At 67.7% G+C, this 14,478-nt stretch carries 16 protein-coding genes; 7 read left to right on the top strand and 9 right to left on the bottom strand.

Features of this window, described 5'->3' with window-relative positions:
* Positions 1 to 25: 25 nt before the first annotated feature.
* The gene (locus ACZ1J6_RS21465; protein ID WP_132268594.1) at positions 26 to 478 is read left to right on the top strand and encodes a hypothetical protein; all 453 of its coding nucleotides are present in this window, start codon (positions 26 to 28) and stop codon (positions 476 to 478) included.
* A gap of 98 nt (positions 479 to 576) precedes the next feature.
* On the opposite strand, the gene ACZ1J6_RS21460 is transcribed toward ACZ1J6_RS21465, so the two are convergent.
* Genes ACZ1J6_RS21460 through ACZ1J6_RS21445 form a run of 4 tightly spaced genes read right to left on the bottom strand, consistent with a single transcriptional unit; the run spans position 577 to position 3,399 of the window.
* Positions 577 to 1,266: a MotE family protein gene (locus ACZ1J6_RS21460; protein ID WP_465128029.1), complete on the bottom strand. Its 690-nt coding sequence runs from the start codon at positions 1,264 to 1,266 to the stop codon at positions 577 to 579.
* Entirely contained in the window at positions 1,263 to 1,874 is a 612-nt protein-coding gene (locus ACZ1J6_RS21455) for a DUF6468 domain-containing protein (protein WP_465128028.1), read from the bottom strand. Before ACZ1J6_RS21455 ends, ACZ1J6_RS21460 begins: the two co-directional genes overlap by 4 nt.
* A complete protein-coding gene (gene fliM / locus ACZ1J6_RS21450; RefSeq protein ID WP_132268591.1) occupies positions 1,871 to 2,890 on the bottom strand; it encodes a flagellar motor switch protein FliM in 1,020 nt (339 codons plus the stop codon). The genes ACZ1J6_RS21455 and fliM overlap by 4 nt, the downstream gene beginning before the upstream one ends.
* Positions 2,887 to 3,399 (bottom strand): flagellar basal body-associated FliL family protein, encoded by a 513-nt coding sequence (locus tag ACZ1J6_RS21445; RefSeq protein WP_243654380.1) that lies wholly within the window; start codon positions 3,397 to 3,399, stop codon positions 2,887 to 2,889. Before ACZ1J6_RS21445 ends, fliM begins: the two co-directional genes overlap by 4 nt.
* A 147-nt stretch (positions 3,400 to 3,546) precedes the next feature.
* On the opposite strand from ACZ1J6_RS21445, the gene ACZ1J6_RS21440 reads away from it, so the two are divergent.
* The 6 genes from ACZ1J6_RS21440 to ACZ1J6_RS21415 all read left to right on the top strand — a co-directional run bounded on the left by ACZ1J6_RS21440 (position 3,547) and on the right by ACZ1J6_RS21415 (position 9,764).
* Positions 3,547 to 4,290, top strand: a complete 744-nt coding sequence (locus ACZ1J6_RS21440; RefSeq protein WP_132268589.1) for a flagellar hook-basal body complex protein — start codon at positions 3,547 to 3,549, stop codon at positions 4,288 to 4,290.
* A 55-nt stretch (positions 4,291 to 4,345) separates the two neighbouring features.
* Complete coding sequence (gene flgG / locus ACZ1J6_RS21435; RefSeq protein WP_132268587.1) at positions 4,346 to 5,131, top strand: flagellar basal-body rod protein FlgG; 786 nt, start codon at positions 4,346 to 4,348, stop codon at positions 5,129 to 5,131.
* Positions 5,132 to 5,135: 4 nt separating this feature from the next.
* Positions 5,136 to 5,573 carry a flagellar basal body P-ring formation chaperone FlgA gene (gene flgA, locus ACZ1J6_RS21430; protein ID WP_132268586.1) on the top strand — a complete coding sequence of 146 codons (438 nt, stop codon included), beginning with the start codon at positions 5,136 to 5,138 and terminating at the stop codon, positions 5,571 to 5,573.
* Between the two features lie 11 nt (positions 5,574 to 5,584).
* A complete protein-coding gene (flgH, locus tag ACZ1J6_RS21425; protein WP_132268584.1) occupies positions 5,585 to 6,358 on the top strand; it encodes a flagellar basal body L-ring protein FlgH in 774 nt (257 codons plus the stop codon).
* 370 nt (positions 6,359 to 6,728) lie between these two features.
* On the top strand, positions 6,729 to 7,610 hold the full coding sequence (locus ACZ1J6_RS21420) for a flagellin (RefSeq protein ID WP_134094034.1): 882 nt from the start codon (positions 6,729 to 6,731) through the stop codon (positions 7,608 to 7,610).
* Between the two features lie 300 nt (positions 7,611 to 7,910).
* A complete protein-coding gene (locus ACZ1J6_RS21415; protein ID WP_132268580.1) occupies positions 7,911 to 9,764 on the top strand; it encodes a methyl-accepting chemotaxis protein in 1,854 nt (617 codons plus the stop codon).
* Positions 9,765 to 9,824: 60 nt separating this feature from the next.
* On the opposite strand, the gene cobU is transcribed toward ACZ1J6_RS21415, so the two are convergent.
* Genes cobU through ACZ1J6_RS21390 form a run of 5 tightly spaced genes read right to left on the bottom strand, consistent with a single transcriptional unit; the run spans position 9,825 to position 14,464 of the window.
* On the bottom strand, positions 9,825 to 10,331 hold the full coding sequence (gene cobU / locus ACZ1J6_RS21410) for a bifunctional adenosylcobinamide kinase/adenosylcobinamide-phosphate guanylyltransferase (protein ID WP_132268579.1): 507 nt from the start codon (positions 10,329 to 10,331) through the stop codon (positions 9,825 to 9,827).
* On the bottom strand, positions 10,328 to 11,782 hold the full coding sequence (locus ACZ1J6_RS21405; protein ID WP_465128027.1) for a cobyric acid synthase: 1,455 nt from the start codon (positions 11,780 to 11,782) through the stop codon (positions 10,328 to 10,330). Before ACZ1J6_RS21405 ends, cobU begins: the two co-directional genes overlap by 4 nt.
* Positions 11,770 to 12,732, bottom strand: coding sequence for an adenosylcobinamide-phosphate synthase CbiB (cbiB, locus tag ACZ1J6_RS21400; protein WP_465128026.1), 963 nt, complete (start codon positions 12,730 to 12,732; stop codon positions 11,770 to 11,772). The genes ACZ1J6_RS21405 and cbiB overlap by 13 nt, the downstream gene beginning before the upstream one ends.
* Positions 12,729 to 13,718, bottom strand: a complete 990-nt coding sequence (locus ACZ1J6_RS21395) for an aminotransferase class I/II-fold pyridoxal phosphate-dependent enzyme (RefSeq protein WP_465128025.1) — start codon at positions 13,716 to 13,718, stop codon at positions 12,729 to 12,731. The genes cbiB and ACZ1J6_RS21395 overlap by 4 nt, the downstream gene beginning before the upstream one ends.
* Positions 13,715 to 14,464: an adenosylcobinamide-GDP ribazoletransferase gene (locus tag ACZ1J6_RS21390; protein WP_465128024.1), complete on the bottom strand. Its 750-nt coding sequence runs from the start codon at positions 14,462 to 14,464 to the stop codon at positions 13,715 to 13,717. Before ACZ1J6_RS21390 ends, ACZ1J6_RS21395 begins: the two co-directional genes overlap by 4 nt.
* Positions 14,465 to 14,478: the final 14 nt, after the last annotated feature.

Raw genomic sequence — 14,478 nt, 5'->3', positions numbered from 1 at the left:
TGGTCGGCCCGATCTGGAGTCTTCGATGCCGCGTTCCGCCCGTTCCCCCAGAGCCGCTAAGCTTGCCGCCCGGCTTGCAGCGCTGCTGGCCGCGAGCCTCGCGGCCACGGCGGTGACGACGCCGGCCCTGGCCGAAGCCAAGAAGCCCGACCCCCTGCCCCCGCCCGATCCCTCTTTCGTGGTGATGGAGCCGATCGACGCCCCGATCGTGGACAGCGGCCGTCTGGACGGCGTGCTCCACGTCTCGATCACGGTGAAGACGAAATCCGCTGCGAACGCCGCGGAACTGGCGAAGCGCATGCCCGAACTTCGGGCCGCCTCGCTGGCCGCCGCCATCGAGTTCGCCCGCCTCCATGCCTCCCCCTATACGCCCGTCAACGTCGCCCGGCTCTCCGCCATGATGGCGCCGCCGATCAAGCGGCTCGACAAGGGCATCGAGAAAGTGCTGATCGTGAAGGTCTCCGCCGACGAAGGCTGACGGCTTTCCCTGCCAGGCGTCCAGCAAACCAGGTCGTCCAGCAAAAAAGCCCCCGTCCGGACTGGACGGGGGCTTTTTCGTTCCTGCCTGGGGCGTCCTTACTGCGCCGGTGTCGCGGCGGGCGCTGCGGCCGGCTTGCCTGGGGCCGGCTTGCCTGCAGCCGGCTTGGCCGTGGCCGCCAGCGCCTGGGCCTTGCCGCGCTTCGCTTGCGGCAGAGGAGCCGGCGGCGCCTTGATGACCTTGCGGCCAGCCAGCGCCATGGACAGTTCCACGGCCGAACTCGGCGTCATGTAAGCCATGATCTGCGCGGTCGCACGCTCGCGCATGCGGCGGGCGACCTGCGCCTGCACTTCGATGTCGAGCTTCTCGAAAATCGGCGCGGCGCGCTGGGGCTTCATGGTCTGGTAGATGCGCGCCAGATTGTCATAGGGCATTTCCGGCTCGGGCGCACCGTTCTTGCCGCCCGTGGGCGCCGCCGCCGCGGCCTGGTTCTGCTGGGCCTGACCGGCAAGGCGCGATTCGCCGGCCTTGACCGCCTGCTCGCGCATTTCCAGCTTGCGCCGCTCGGCGGCCAGCACGCGGTCGCGCTGGACCGAAGCGTCCTGGAGCGAGGCGCCGAGACGCCCCGAATCTCCCTTGCCGCTGTCCACCGCAGGCGCGGCGAGGGCAATGGCATTGGCCACCGCCGCCACGCCGGCCACGCCGAAGATCAACCGGGAGGGCGTCACCAGCGCGCGCAGCGGAGCGAGCACGCCGGCCATCAGTCCCGAAGCCTCAGGGCGTGTCATGCAACCGCGCTTTCACGCGATGCGCGGGCGGCGGCGATGTCGCGCACGACGCCGGTGGTGTCGCCGCGGGTCACGTCGTTGATGGCGGCCGGAACGGCAACCTTGCGGCGCGAACGGGTGCGGGCCGGGGTGGGAGCGACGACCTTCTCGGCTTCGAGAATGCCGGCAACGACCTTTTCCGCGTCGCTGGACTTGGCTGCAGCAGCCTTGGGAGCGGTCTTGGCGGCCGTCTTGGGCTTGGCAGCGCGGGGCTTGCGGACGGCGCGCTTCTTCGGCGCCGCTTCCTCGACCTTGGGGGTCTGCGCGGCCGCATCCATGATGCGGTCGGCCACGGCATTGCCGATACCCACCATCAGGGTCAGCTCGTCGCGGATTTCCTCGGCCGCGGCAATGGCGCTGGCCTGGGCAGCGCCGTCAGTGGAAAGGACGCGCTTGAGATCGCCCAGCACGACGCGGGCCTGGCTGGTGGCGCGGTCGATCTGGGTCACGCTTTCGGAAATCTGGGTGTCGCGCAGCTGCTTCATGCGGCGCCCCATGCGGGCGCTCTGCACCAGCACGGATACGCAAAGCAGGATCAGCACGACATTGATCATGGTGGCGAAAGTCATTTCGGATACCCCTTGGAAATGTCGGTGGCCATGCGAATGGCGATATTGCTCGAACGCTGGCCGATATGCGCGCGGCCCAGCGGCACACCGCCGCACTGGACCTGAAGCGCATCGTTCGGGCTGTGGCTGAGGGCGATGGTCTGCCCCACCTTGAGAGTCATGACGTCGCGCAGGCTCATCTGCTTTTCGCCGAGCACGACGTCCACGGTGACTTCGGTATTGTAGAGTTCACTGGCCATATGCGCCGCCCACATGCGATCGCGGCCGAGCTTTTCGCCCATGAAGCGCTGCAGCAGCTTGTCGCGCACCGGCTCCATCGTGGCATAGGGCAGCAGCACCGAGAACTTGCCCCCGCGCCCTTCCATGTCGACACGGAAAGTGGCGACGGCAGCAATATTGCTGGGTCCGGCGATGGCGGCGAAGCGCGGGCTAGATTCCATGCGCTCGACCACCATGGTCACCGGCTCGATCGCCTCGAAGGCCTGCGACAGGTCGTCGAGAGCAAGCTGGACCATCTTGGCGACCAGCATCGTCTCGATCGTGGTGAAGGCACGCCCCTCGACCCGCATCGGGCGCGAACCCTTGCGGCCGCCGAGCAGCGCATCGACGACGGCGTAGATCAGCCCGGAATCGACCGTGACGACGCCGTAGTTCTCCCACTCGGTCACCTGGAACACGCCGAACATCGCCGGGAGCGCCACATGGTTCATGAATTCGCCGAAGCGGGTGGAGGTGATTTCCTCCAGGCTGACGTCGATCGCGTCCGAGGTGAGGTTGCGCATGCTCGTGGCGAAAGAGCGCACCATGCGCTCGCACACCACTTCCAGCATGGGCAGGCGCTCGTGGCTGATCACGTTGGACTCGATCATGGCCTTCAACCCGCTCTTGGGCTGGGTGGGCATGTCGCTGTCGAACCCGAACAGGGCATCGATACCGGCCTGGTCGAACATGTCGTCGTTGATCGCGCCCATCTTGGGCGGATCGGGGAGGACGAAGTCGTCGAAGTCGTCGCTCATTGCTGGACGAGGTCCTGGATCAGCACGTCCTTGACCATGCCCGCGCCGAGCGCCTGGGTGGCGCGCGTCATCATCTCTTCCTTGATGCGGAACACCGCGGCCGACCCGTTGAGATCGTCCGGGCGCAGCTCGCGCAGGAAGGGCTGCAGCGCATCGAGCACTGCCGGCAGCTTGTCCTTGACCTTGTCGGTCTTGCCGTCTGCCGCAACGATGATGAAGCGCAGCTTCAGGAAGCGCGCCTGGCTGTCACTGCCGCGCAAGTTTACGATCATCGGCGGCACTTCGATATAGGATGAAGACCCGGCTTCCCCCTCCGGCGCTTCCGCCGCGGCCTCGTGCTCGCCGCTTGCCTCGGCGCTGTCGCCGCCGCGCATGAACCACCATGCCCCGCCGCCGCCCGCAAGCAGCGCCAGGACCGCGGCCCCGCCGATCACCAGCATTTTCCGGCCGGACTTCTTGGGCTCCGGCACATCGACCGCCGTAATGTCGATCACGTCGTCGCTGGACAACTTTCATCCCCTTGGCTGTCGGGATGCGCGCTTCACCGAAATGGTGTCGGCGCATCCGCTTTCGCGATTTCGCCTCTATTATAGGAAAGCTACACGGCAAAATCTGCCTAGCGCCGAATATCTGGAACTTTTTCGCAAGGTGCTTGAATGGACGTCTCTTCCTTCGTTCTGCTGAGCCACGAGCAGGCCCTGCGCCGTCAGCTCGACATCACCGCCAACAACATGGCGAACACCAGTACCGTGGGGTACAAGCGCGAGCAGGCGCTGTTCCACGAATATGTCGAGACGGTGAAGGACGCTCCGGTGGAGGATGCGCGCAAGACCTCCTTCGTCCTGGATTTCGGCGCGGTACACGACACGTCGCAAGGCGCGTTCCAGTCGACCGGCAATGCGCTGGACGTCATGATCGACGGCCCCGGCTACCTCAATGTCGAGACTCCCGAAGGCGGCGTCGCTTATACGCGCGCGGGCTTCGTGAAGATCCTGAGCACGGGCGAACTGGCGACGTCGGGCGGCCAGCGGCTGCTGGACGAAAACGGCCAGCCGATTGCCGTGCCCACCGACCAGCTCAACCAGGTGACGATCACCGAGGACGGCTCGGTCATGGTGGGAGACGGCCCGGTCGGCCGCCTTGCCGTGACCAACTTCGCCGACGAGAACATGCTGGAGCCGCGCGGCGACGGCATGATGACCGGCACGAACGGCCGCATGCTCACGGCAGCGCAGACCAAGCTCAAGACCGGCGGGGTGGAAGCCTCCAACGTCGAGCCGATCACCGAGACCACGCACATGGTCGAGATCCTGCGCTCCTACCAGACCAGCCAGCGCCTCTCCGCCGATCTCAACGACATGCGCAAGCGGGCGATCGACCGGCTGAGCCGGGTCAGCTGACGGCCTGCGTCCTTACAGCATTTTCACGCCTATCCCTTTCTAACGAGGAGCCATCATGCGTTCGCTCTCCATCGCTTCGACGGGCATGCTTGCCCAACAGACCAACGTCGACGTCATCTCGAACAACATCGCCAACATGAACACCACCGCGTTCAAGCGTCAGCGCGCGGAGTTTCAGGACCTGCTCTACCAGCAGGTCTCGCGCCCCGGCGCCAATACCAGCGACAGCGGCACCAAAGTGCCGACCGGCATCCAGATCGGCGCGGGCGTCCGCACCGGCGGCGTCTACCGCATCACCGAACAGGGCGCGTTGACCAATACCGGCAACACGTATGACATGGCGATCGACGGCCCCGGCTACTTCCAGATCACCATGCCCTCGGGCGACGTCGGCTATACCCGCGCCGGCTCGTTCCAGCTTTCCGACCAGGGCGAACTCGTCACCACCGACGGCTACCTCGTTCAGCCGAACATCACGATCCCGCAGGGCGCGCTCGACGTGACCGTCTCGAAGTCCGGCGAAGTGCAGGTGAAGATCGCCGGCCAGGCCGAACTCCAGACCGTCGGCCAGCTCGAACTGGCCACTTTCGTCAACGAGGCCGGCCTGGAAGCGATCGGCTCGAACCTGTTCCTGGAAACCGGCGCATCCGGCCAGCCCACCGTATCGACGCCGGGCCAGCCTTCGTTCGGCACGCTGAGCCAGGGCTTCATCGAAGCCTCGAACGTCAATCCGGTCTCGGAAATCACCTCGCTCATCACCGCGCAGCGCGCCTACGAGATGAACAGCCGCGTGCTCAAGACCGCGGACGAGATGCTCCAGACCTCCACGCAGATCAGCTGAAGCCATGCTCACCGCACTCCTTCTCGCCCCGGCACTGGCCGCCGCCCCGGCGATCCCCGCCGGGGAAGCGGCGCCCGTCCTCGCCCGCACCGTCGAACGCGGCGAAGTGCTGTCGAAGGCGGACTTCGTCACCGCCCCGGTCTTCCCGGCCATTGCGCGCAATGCGCTGAGCCCGGCCGAAGCGGCGGGACAGGAGGCGGTGCGCCGCCTCAACGCGGGCGCGCCCGTGCGCTCCACCGACCTCACCCCGCCGCGTCTCGTGCGCCGCGGGGAAGCGGTGACCATCTCGCTCGTGTCCGGCAACCTGAAGATTTCCTCGCCCGGGCGCGCGCTCAGCGACGGTACCAAGGGCGAGCAGGTGCGCGTGCTCAACCTTGCCACCAACCGCACGCTCGACGCCGTGGCCGAAGGCTCGGGCGACGTGCGCATCACCGCGCAGTAGGGAGACTGGCCGTGAACAACCGCTTCGCAACCGTCGCTTCCGTGATCCTCGCCGCCAGCCTGGTTTCGGGCTGCGGCTCGGTGGGCCGGCTCAAGAACGTCGGCAAGGCGCCGAAGATGTCGGAAGCCGAGGACCCGGTCGCCCCGCGCCTCGAACCCTCGATCGGCAACCACTCGGTGGACGACCGGGCACTGGCGGCGGGCGGTCAGCAGGCCGACGCGGCGCGCGGCGCTTCCCTGTTCCGTACCGGCGGCGGCGCCTTCTTCCGCGATCAGCGCGCCTCGCGCGTGGGTGACATCGTGACGATCCGCATCAACATCGCCGACAATGCGCAAGTCGCGAACTCGACCACGCGCACCCGCAACGGCAGCGAGAACAGCGGCATCGCCGCCTTGCTCGGTCTGGAAACGGTGATCCCCAAGATCCTGCCCGGCAACCCGGACCCCTCGAAACTGGTCAGCACGGATTCGAAGTCCAGCGCCACCGGGGTCGGCAACACGACCCGCAGCGAGCAGATCAACATGACCGTGGCCGCCACCGTCATCGGCGTGCTGCCCAACGGCAACCTCCAGATCCGCGGCAAGCAGGAAGTGCGCGTCAACTACGAGCTGCGCGAGCTGGTCGTCACCGGCGTGATCCGGCCCGAGGACATCGCCCGCGACAATTCGATCAAGCACTCCCAGATCGCGGAGGCCCGCATCAGCTACGGCGGCCGCGGCCAGCTCACCGACGCGCAGCAGGCGCGCTGGGGACAACAGATCTACGACGCCCTCTTCCCGTTCTGACGAGGCGTACTATTGCGATGTGAATTGCACCTCTCCGGCAGCAGCCGGAGGGGCGCTATTCACGTGTCTGCAAAATCCCGACACCGCGCCGACATCAACCCTCGCGCCATTCCCCCCCATTTCGTCATTGCGAGCGTAGCGAAGCAATCCAGAGCGGCGTGAGACCGACTCTGGATTGCTTCGCTACGCTCGCAATGACGAGGGGTAACTGTACACCGAAACGCCGCGACAAATTTTTTCTTCCATAAAATCCGAAGCCTTCTTCCGTCTTCCTAGAATGAACATGCAGCCGGAAGAACCAGCTGCGCGCATGGCGGCGCTTCCGCCATCTGGCCGCAGAACTTGGCCTGTATTCTAGAAGGAAGAAACAATGGCGTTTTCGGTTAACACCAATGCTGGCGCAATGGCCGCTCTCCAGAGCCTCAACGCGACCAACAAGGGCATGAACACCGTGCAGAGCCGCATCAACACCGGCTTCAATGTCGCTTCGACCAAGGACGATTCGGCAAAGTACACGGTTGCCCAGACGCTTCGCGGCGACCTCGGCAAGCTGGGCGCGGTCACCACCTCGCTCAACAACGCCAAGAGCGTCACGGACGTTGCTGTTGCCGGTGCCGAGCAGATCTCCGACCTCGTCAACGAGATGAAGTCGAAGACTCTCGAAACGTCGGACGCTGGTCTGGACGAAGAAAGCCGCAAGGCGATTGCCAAGGATCTGGTCGCTCTGAAGAAGCAGATCGGCACGATCATCGACGGTTCGGACTTCAATGGTACGAACCTGCTGAAGGATAGCAATCCCACCGTAGCCACCGACGGCAAGGTCAGTGCACTTCAGTCGATTTCGGGTACCGAGACGCTGACAGTGGACAACCAGGGCTTCACCACCAAGGCTGCAACCGCTCTGGGCGCAGCAGGCACCGACACCGACATCGATGCCATCAGCGGTGCTGCTGACGGTGATGCGGCAAAGACGGCGGCTGATGCCTTCACCGCCAAGCTGGACACCTTCTTCGGTGAGGTCAAGGACAGCCTGAGCGAGATGGGCGCGGCTTCGCGTCAGATCGATGGTCAGCTGTCGTTCAACAGCAAGCTGACCGACGTGGTCACTGCCGGCGTGGGCAACCTCGTCGACGCTGACCTGGCCAAGGAATCGGCGACCCTTCAGGCCCTTCAGGTCCAGCAGCAGCTGGGCACGCAGGCTCTGTCGATCGCCAACCAGGCGCCGCAGACGATCCTCTCGCTCTTCCGTTAATCGGAAGTTCGATGGTCTCCCGGTTCGCCGGGAGACAGGTCGTCTGGAAGGCCGGGATGGTTCGCCATCCCGGCCTTCTGTCGTTTCGGGAACCATGAAACGGGTGAGGCCGAAGACGCACCGGAAGCCTTCCTGAGATTGCGGCCAAAATTCATCGAGCGCCGCAGCCACGCAGGCCGTCTTCACGGCGGTTTCGCAAGGAATTCCACGCCTCCCACGCCCGCGATTTGCCCGTCGATCTATAATAAAAATGGCGCGCCGACGGCGGGACCGACCCCCCAAGCAGGAACTGGACTACAAATGCTTGAATTTCTGAACAATTGGCGTTTGCCCAAGAAATTGTGGGCTGCCTTTTCGATCATCAACATCATGATCGCCATCGTCGGCATCAACGGCTTCCTTTCGACCCGCGAACTGAAGTCCGTGGCCGAGGCGCATGTCTCGCGCGGGATGGCCGGCATGTCGGGGCTCACCGACGTGATCAGCAACGTCAAGGAGCTGCGGATCATCGTCTACAGCTACTATAACGCCGCTTCCGCCGCCGACGCCCAGAACCTGCGCGACCGCCTGAAGTCCGGGGATGAGGACCTGCTGAAGTCGGTCGAAGCCTACAAGGTCATCGGCGACGAAGCCTTCGCTGCCGAAACCGCCGACCTGCGCACGCGCGCCCTGGCGCTCACCCAGGTCAACGACCGGATCTTCGCCCTGCGCACCGCCGGCGACAACGACGGCGCCATGGCGCTCATCAAGGGCGACGGCAAGAAAGCCTCGCACGACATGATCGAGCAGACCGACAAGCTGATCGAACTGACCCGCGAACGCGTTGCCGCCAAGGCCGAAGACGGCGCCCAGACCGCCCAGACCGCCATGATCCTCTGCGTGACGCTGGCGCTCGGCGCGATGGCGCTCATCGTCTTCATCTGGCTGCTCATCAACCGCTCGGTCGCCGCACCGATGAGCCGCATCGCCCAGGTCACCTCGACGCTCGCCGAAGGCGGCAAGGCCGAAGTCCCCTACCGCGAGCGCGGCGATGAAATCGGTGAGATCGCCGAGGCTGTCGAACAGTTCCGCGCCGCCGCCGAAAGCCGCGCCGAAGTGGACGCCAAGGGTGCCCGCGAACAGGAACTGGTCACGTCCACCTTGCGCTCCAGTCTCCAGGCGATCAGCGAAGGCGACCTGACCCAGACCATCAATGCCGACTTCCCGCCCGCCTATGGCGAACTGAAGAGCAACTTCAACTCCGCCGTCGGCGCCCTGCGCGACCTGATCGGCGCCGTGGCCGAAAGCGCCGTGGCCATCCGCACCGGCTCCAGCGAAATCGCCCAGGCTTCGGAAGACCTGGCCCGCCGCACCGAGAGCAATGCCGCCAGCCTTGAGGAAACCTCCGCCGCCATCACCCAGATGGACGAACGCCTGCGCGCCACCGCCGCCGCCGCCGGACGCACCGTCCAGCGCGCCGATGGAGCGATGAACGTGGTCGGCTCGGGCCGTGAGATCGCCGACGAGGCCGTGCAGGCCATGGGCCGCGTCAGCGAAAGCGCCAAGGGCATCGACTCGGTGATCGAAGGTCTCGACAAGATCGCCTTCCAGACCCGCGTGCTGGCCATGAACGCCGCCGTCGAAGCAGGGCGTGCCGGCGATGCCGGTCGCGGCTTCGCAGTCGTGGCCGATCTCGTCTCGGCGCTCGCCATGCGCTCGGAAGAGGAAGCCAAGCGTGCCCGCGAACAGCTCACGGCCACCCAGACCGACATCGGCACTGCCGTGGAAGCGGTGCAGCGCGTCGACGGCGCCCTGCAGAACATCTCGGGCGACGTCACCGAAGTGCACTCGCTGCTGAGCGACATCGCCAGCGACAACCAGGCGCAGTCCTCGACGATCACCGAGATCAGCGCGACGATCGGCACGATGGACCAGGCCACGCAGCAGAACGCGGCGATGGTCGAGGAAACCTCGGCCGCGGCACGCAACCTCAACAGCGAGGTCACCTCGCTTTCGGATCGCGCTTCCATGTTCCGCACCGGACACGAAGGCATGCGCGCGCCGGTCCGCACGGTTGCAGCAGCCTCGTTCGCCCCTGCTCAGCCGATGCAGCCGGCAGCGATCCGCAAGCCGATGAAAGCGCTCGCCACGGCAGACGACTGGATGGACTTCTAAGCGTTCACCGAAAGCTGAAAACGGAAAAGCCGCCCTGTCCCGGGCGGCTTTTTCTTTGCCCTATTTCAACACCAGCGGCAGACCGGCGGCGACGAAGACCGCCCGCTCCACCGTGGCGGCAACACGCTGGTTGAGCCGCCCGGCCTCATCGCGAAACCGCCGCCCGAGAGGTGTGTCCGGCACGATTCCCAGCCCCACTTCGTTCGCCACCAGCACCAGCGGCTTCGGGCATGCCGAGATCGCCCGGCACAGACCATCGAACTGCGGTTGCAACGCCGCCTCCGCCAGCATCAGGTTCGACAGCCACAGGGTGAGGCAATCGACCAGGACCCCGTCCGCCTCGTTCGCGGCCCGCGCGATGGCCTCGCTCAGGTCCATCGGCGCTTCCAGAGTGGACCAGCGCGGCCCGCGATCTTCGCGGTGGCGAGCGATCCGCGCCTCCATCTCGTCATCGAGCGGCTGGGCGGTGGCGATATAGATCAACCGTCCCGGCCCCGCCTCGACGAGCGCCTGCGCATGGCGGCTCTTGCCCGACCGCGCGCCGCCCAGAACCAGCGTGCTCGTCATGCGCGATACTCCGTGAGGGCCAGCAGGCCGTCGATGTCGAGATGTCGTTCCATGTCCGCCGCCAGTTCGTCGAGCGCGGCATCGACGGCAGCGCCGTGGTCGAGCCCGTCGCTCTGCGCCCCCAGTCGCGCCAGCAGCGCGGCGCGTAGTCCGGTCGAGGCGAGCAACCCGTGGCAATATGTCCCCATGATCCGGCCCGAGGCATCGACCGCGCCGTCCGGTTGGTCATCGCCGAGCAAGGCGAAAGGCACCGCGCCGCCGCGCCGGGTGACGCCCATGTGCATCTCGTAGCCGGTCATCCGTGCGCCGAGCGCCGTGCCGGAAACTTCGCGCAGGGCCTTGCGGTCTCCCAGCACGGTGGTCACGTCGAGCAGGCCCAGCCCGGCGATCTCGCCCGGCGGCCCCTCGATGCCGAGCGGATCGGCAATCGTGTGGCCGAGCATCTGGTACCCGCCGCAGATGCCCAGGATCAGCCCGCCGCGCCGCCGATGCGCCAGCACATCGATGTCCCAGCCCTCGGTGCGGAGGAAAGCCATGTCCGCCAGGGTGGCCTTGGAGCCGGGCAGCACGACCAGCGCGGCTTCGGCCGGGATCGGCGTGCCGGGCGGGATCATCGCCACGTCCACGCCGGATTCCTGCCGCAGCGGATCGAGATCGTCGAAATTGGCAATGCGGGGCAGGATCGGACAAGCGACGAGCAGCTTGCCGTTGCCCCCGCCCAGCCCTCTTTCGAGCACGACGGCATCCTCGCTGGGCAGGCGCGAGACGGCGCGGGACCACGGCATCACGCCATAGCCGGGCCAACCGGAAAGCTGCGCGATGGCGGCATAGCCATCGGCAAACAGCGCCGGATCGCCGCGGAACTTGTTGATGAGGAAGCCCCGGATCATCGCCGCGTCATCGGCGTCGATCACCGCGCGGGTGCCCGCCACGGCCGCGATCACGCCGCCCCGGTCGATATCCCCGACCAGCACGACCGGAACCCCGGCCTCGCGCGCGAAGCCCATGTTGGCGATGTCCCCGGCGCGCAAGTTGATTTCGGCCGGGGAGCCCGCCCCTTCCACCACCACCAGATCGCAGCGCGCCTCCAACCGGCGGTAGCTCGCCATGACTTCCGGCAGGAGCGTGCGGCGCGCCTCGCGGAAATTGGCGCTGCCCAGGGTGCCGCGCACTTCGCCGTGGACCACGAGCTGCGAGGTCCGGTCGGCCTGGGGTTTCAGCAGGACCGGGTTCATGTCGACATGAAGCGGTGCCCGCGCCGCCAGGGCCTGGAGCGCCTGGGCGCGGCCGATCTCGCCGCCCTCCGGGGTGACGGCGGCATTGTTCGACATGTTCTGCGGCTTGAACGGCAGGACCTTCAATCCGCGGTGGGTGAGCGCGCGGCATAGCCCCGCCACGAGCACGGACTTGCCGACATCCGACCCCGTCCCCTGCAACATCAAGCCAGCCATACTGCTCCCCACGCCGCGGCGAATGCGCCAAGGGCCAGCAGGACGCAGGCCCGGCGGTAGATCGCCAGCGCCCGTCGCAAGTCCGCCGCGCCGGCAATCCGGCCCTCCTCCCCGATCCAGGGCTTCGGGGCAAGGACGCCGTCGTAAAGGATCGGCCCGGCGAGCCTGACGCCGAGCGCGCCCGCCATGGCCGCTTCGGGCCAGCCGGCATTGGGCGAGGCATGGCGGCCGTGGTCGCGAAGCATGACCCGCCAGCCAGCCCGCCCGCCCGCTCCGGCGGCGAGGCAAAGCACCGCGCCCGCCAGCCGGGCCGGGAGCAGATTGGCCAGATCGTCGATGCGCGCGGCTGCCCAGCCATAGGCTCGCAGCGGTTCTTCCGGATGGCCGATCAGGCTGTCCGCCGTGTTGATCGCCTTGTAGGCCCAGGCGCCCGGCAGGCCGCCCAGCAGGAGCCAGAACAGCGGCGCCGCCACCCCGTCGCAGAAGCTTTCGGCAAGGCTCTCGATCGCCGCGCGGACCACCCCGGCGGCATCGAGCCCGGCCGTGTCCCGCCCGACGATCATGCCGACGGCGCGGCGCGCCTGCGCGAGGTCGTCCGCTTCCAGCGCGGCCAGCACCGGCCGGACGTGGTCGTCCAGGCTGCGCGCCGCCAGGGCCGGCCATGCCAGCACCGCCAGCAGGAGCCAGGCCCAGTCCCCTGCCGCACCGCGCACCAGCCAGACCACCAGCATCGTCGCCAGCACCACCGCCGCGATCAGGCCGAGCATGGCGCCCAGGCCGGCGATGCGCCGCGCCATGTCCGACCACTCCGCACGGTTCAGCTTGCGCTCGCAGCCAGAGATCACGCGGGCGAAGAACCCGACCGGATGACCGATCAGCCCGTGGAGCCGCCCCGGCCAGCCCAGCGCGCCCTCCAGCGCCATGGCGGCGAAAGCGATCGGCTCGATCACGCCGCGCGGCCTGCCAATGCCGCGTCCAGACGCGCCAGCGCGTCCGCATCGCCGGGCACGCCGAAGCGCAGCCAGTCGGGGCGATCCGCGAAAGGGCGCACCAGAATGCGCGCGCGGGCCAGGCGATCGAACAGCGCGCCGCCCGCGCAGCCGGTCACCAGGCGGAACAGCGGACAGTCCCCCTGCGGCTCCAGCCCATGGCGGCGCAGCACGGCATCGAGCGCGGCGGCGCGCACGGGCAACGCGCTGCGGGTGCGCGCGATCCAGTCGCCATCGGCATAGGCCGCCGCGCCGATGGCCAGCGCCCCGGCATGGACCGGCCAGCTCCCCAGCAATTGCCGCAGCAGCAGCATGAGCGCCGGCGGGCCGAGCACGAAACCCAGGCGCAGACCCGCCAGTCCGAAGAACTTCCCGAACGAGCGCAGCACGATCAACCGGAACCCCGGCGCTACGGCGCGGGCGACACTGGCGCCGGGATGACAGTCCGCGAAAGCCTCGTCGACGATGAGAAAGCCGCCCGTGGCATCGATGCGCTCCGCCCAGGCCACCACATCCTCGGGGTCGCGCAGCACGCCGTCGGGATTGTTGGGATTGGCGAAGACGAAGACTTCCCGGGCCTTCGGCTGCTCGCCGAACAGCGCCGGGCGAGAGGGGGCGAAAGCCTCCCGATGAGTGCGATAGGCGGGCACCAGCGCGCGGCCGGGCAGGTCCAGCGCCCTGGCCAGCAGGCGCAGCGCGGTCTCGCTGCCCGGCACCGCACAGCAGAGTTCCGGCGCCACGCCGAAATGGCGCGCGGCCGCGGCTTCGAGGCGAAGCAGCGCATCGGGATCGGGCAAGGCCGTCCAGTCGATCGGCCCGACGCCCGCAGCGGGCCATGCCAGTGGATTGAGGCCGGTCGAGAGGTCCAGCCAGTCTTCCGGCGCGCCGCCGAAAGCCCGCGCCGCCTCGCTTACGCGGCCGCCATGAAACAGGAAGGCCGCGCTCATCGTACGACCGCCAGCGCCAGCAGCAGCAGGGTTTCGACGACCTCGATCCCGGCGCCATGCCCGTCGCCGGAAATACCGCCGATACGGCGCCGAAGCCACCAGCCCCAGGCCGGAACCGCCAGGAACACCGCCAACAGGGCGGGTGCCACGAGCAGCGCCGCGACAGCCCCGATGACACTCCACAAGGCCAGGTGCCGCCATGTCACCGCGCTGCGAAAGCGGCTGCCCAGCCCTTCGTGCAGCGGCGGCAGCGCCAGCGTCCAGGCCAGCGGCGCCGCGCGCGCCAGCGGAGCGACGAGCAGCAGCGCCCAGACCTGCCCGGGCGCCAGTGCATGGAGCAACACCAGCTTCGCCAGCAATTGCATGCCGATCGCCACCACCGCAAAGCTGCCGACATGAGGATCGGCCATGACCGCCGAGAGCCGCGCCGGATCCTTGTGCGCCGCGCCCGCGCCATCGGCCACGTCGCCAAGCCCGTCGAGATGCAGCGCGCCCGTCACCGCCACCCAGGCGCCGAGGCCGCACAGCGCCGCGATCCAACCGTCGCCGCTGCAGCCGCCCATGGACGGGGCCATGAACGGAGCCACGGAGCGGGCCAGCCACCAGGCCAGCGCCACCGAGCCGCCGACGGCCAGCCCCGCCGCCGGGAACCAGCGCATCGACCCGGCGAAGTCGTCCGCATCGGCGCGAACCGCCGGAAGCGGCAGCCGCGTCAGGAACTGGAGGGCGAGAACGAGCTGCTTCATCCTGCCTTACCCTT

This window comes from Novosphingobium sp. BL-S-21 (assembly GCF_055521655.1).
This window is presented reverse-complemented; position numbering and strand designations above follow the sequence as displayed.

Coding starts and splice junctions, on each gene's coding strand:
- ACZ1J6_RS21455 (WP_465128028.1), bottom strand. CDS start 1,874: ATGACTTTCGCCACCATGATCAATGTCGTGCTGATCCTGCTTTGCGTA.
- fliM (WP_132268591.1), bottom strand. CDS start 2,890: ATGAGCGACGACTTCGACGACTTCGTCCTCCCCGATCCGCCCAAGATG.
- ACZ1J6_RS21390 (WP_465128024.1), bottom strand. CDS start 14,464: ATGAAGCAGCTCGTTCTCGCCCTCCAGTTCCTGACGCGGCTGCCGCTT.
- ACZ1J6_RS21460 (WP_465128029.1), bottom strand. CDS start 1,266: ATGACACGCCCTGAGGCTTCGGGACTGATGGCCGGCGTGCTCGCTCCG.
- cobU (WP_132268579.1), bottom strand. CDS start 10,331: ATGACGAGCACGCTGGTTCTGGGCGGCGCGCGGTCGGGCAAGAGCCGC.
- flgA (WP_132268586.1), top strand. CDS start 5,136: ATGCTCACCGCACTCCTTCTCGCCCCGGCACTGGCCGCCGCCCCGGCG.
- flgG (WP_132268587.1), top strand. CDS start 4,346: ATGCGTTCGCTCTCCATCGCTTCGACGGGCATGCTTGCCCAACAGACC.
- ACZ1J6_RS21395 (WP_465128025.1), bottom strand. CDS start 13,718: ATGAGCGCGGCCTTCCTGTTTCATGGCGGCCGCGTAAGCGAGGCGGCG.
- ACZ1J6_RS21440 (WP_132268589.1), top strand. CDS start 3,547: ATGGACGTCTCTTCCTTCGTTCTGCTGAGCCACGAGCAGGCCCTGCGC.
- ACZ1J6_RS21415 (WP_132268580.1), top strand. CDS start 7,911: ATGCTTGAATTTCTGAACAATTGGCGTTTGCCCAAGAAATTGTGGGCT.
- ACZ1J6_RS21465 (WP_132268594.1), top strand. CDS start 26: ATGCCGCGTTCCGCCCGTTCCCCCAGAGCCGCTAAGCTTGCCGCCCGG.
- ACZ1J6_RS21420 (WP_134094034.1), top strand. CDS start 6,729: ATGGCGTTTTCGGTTAACACCAATGCTGGCGCAATGGCCGCTCTCCAG.
- ACZ1J6_RS21405 (WP_465128027.1), bottom strand. CDS start 11,782: ATGGCTGGCTTGATGTTGCAGGGGACGGGGTCGGATGTCGGCAAGTCC.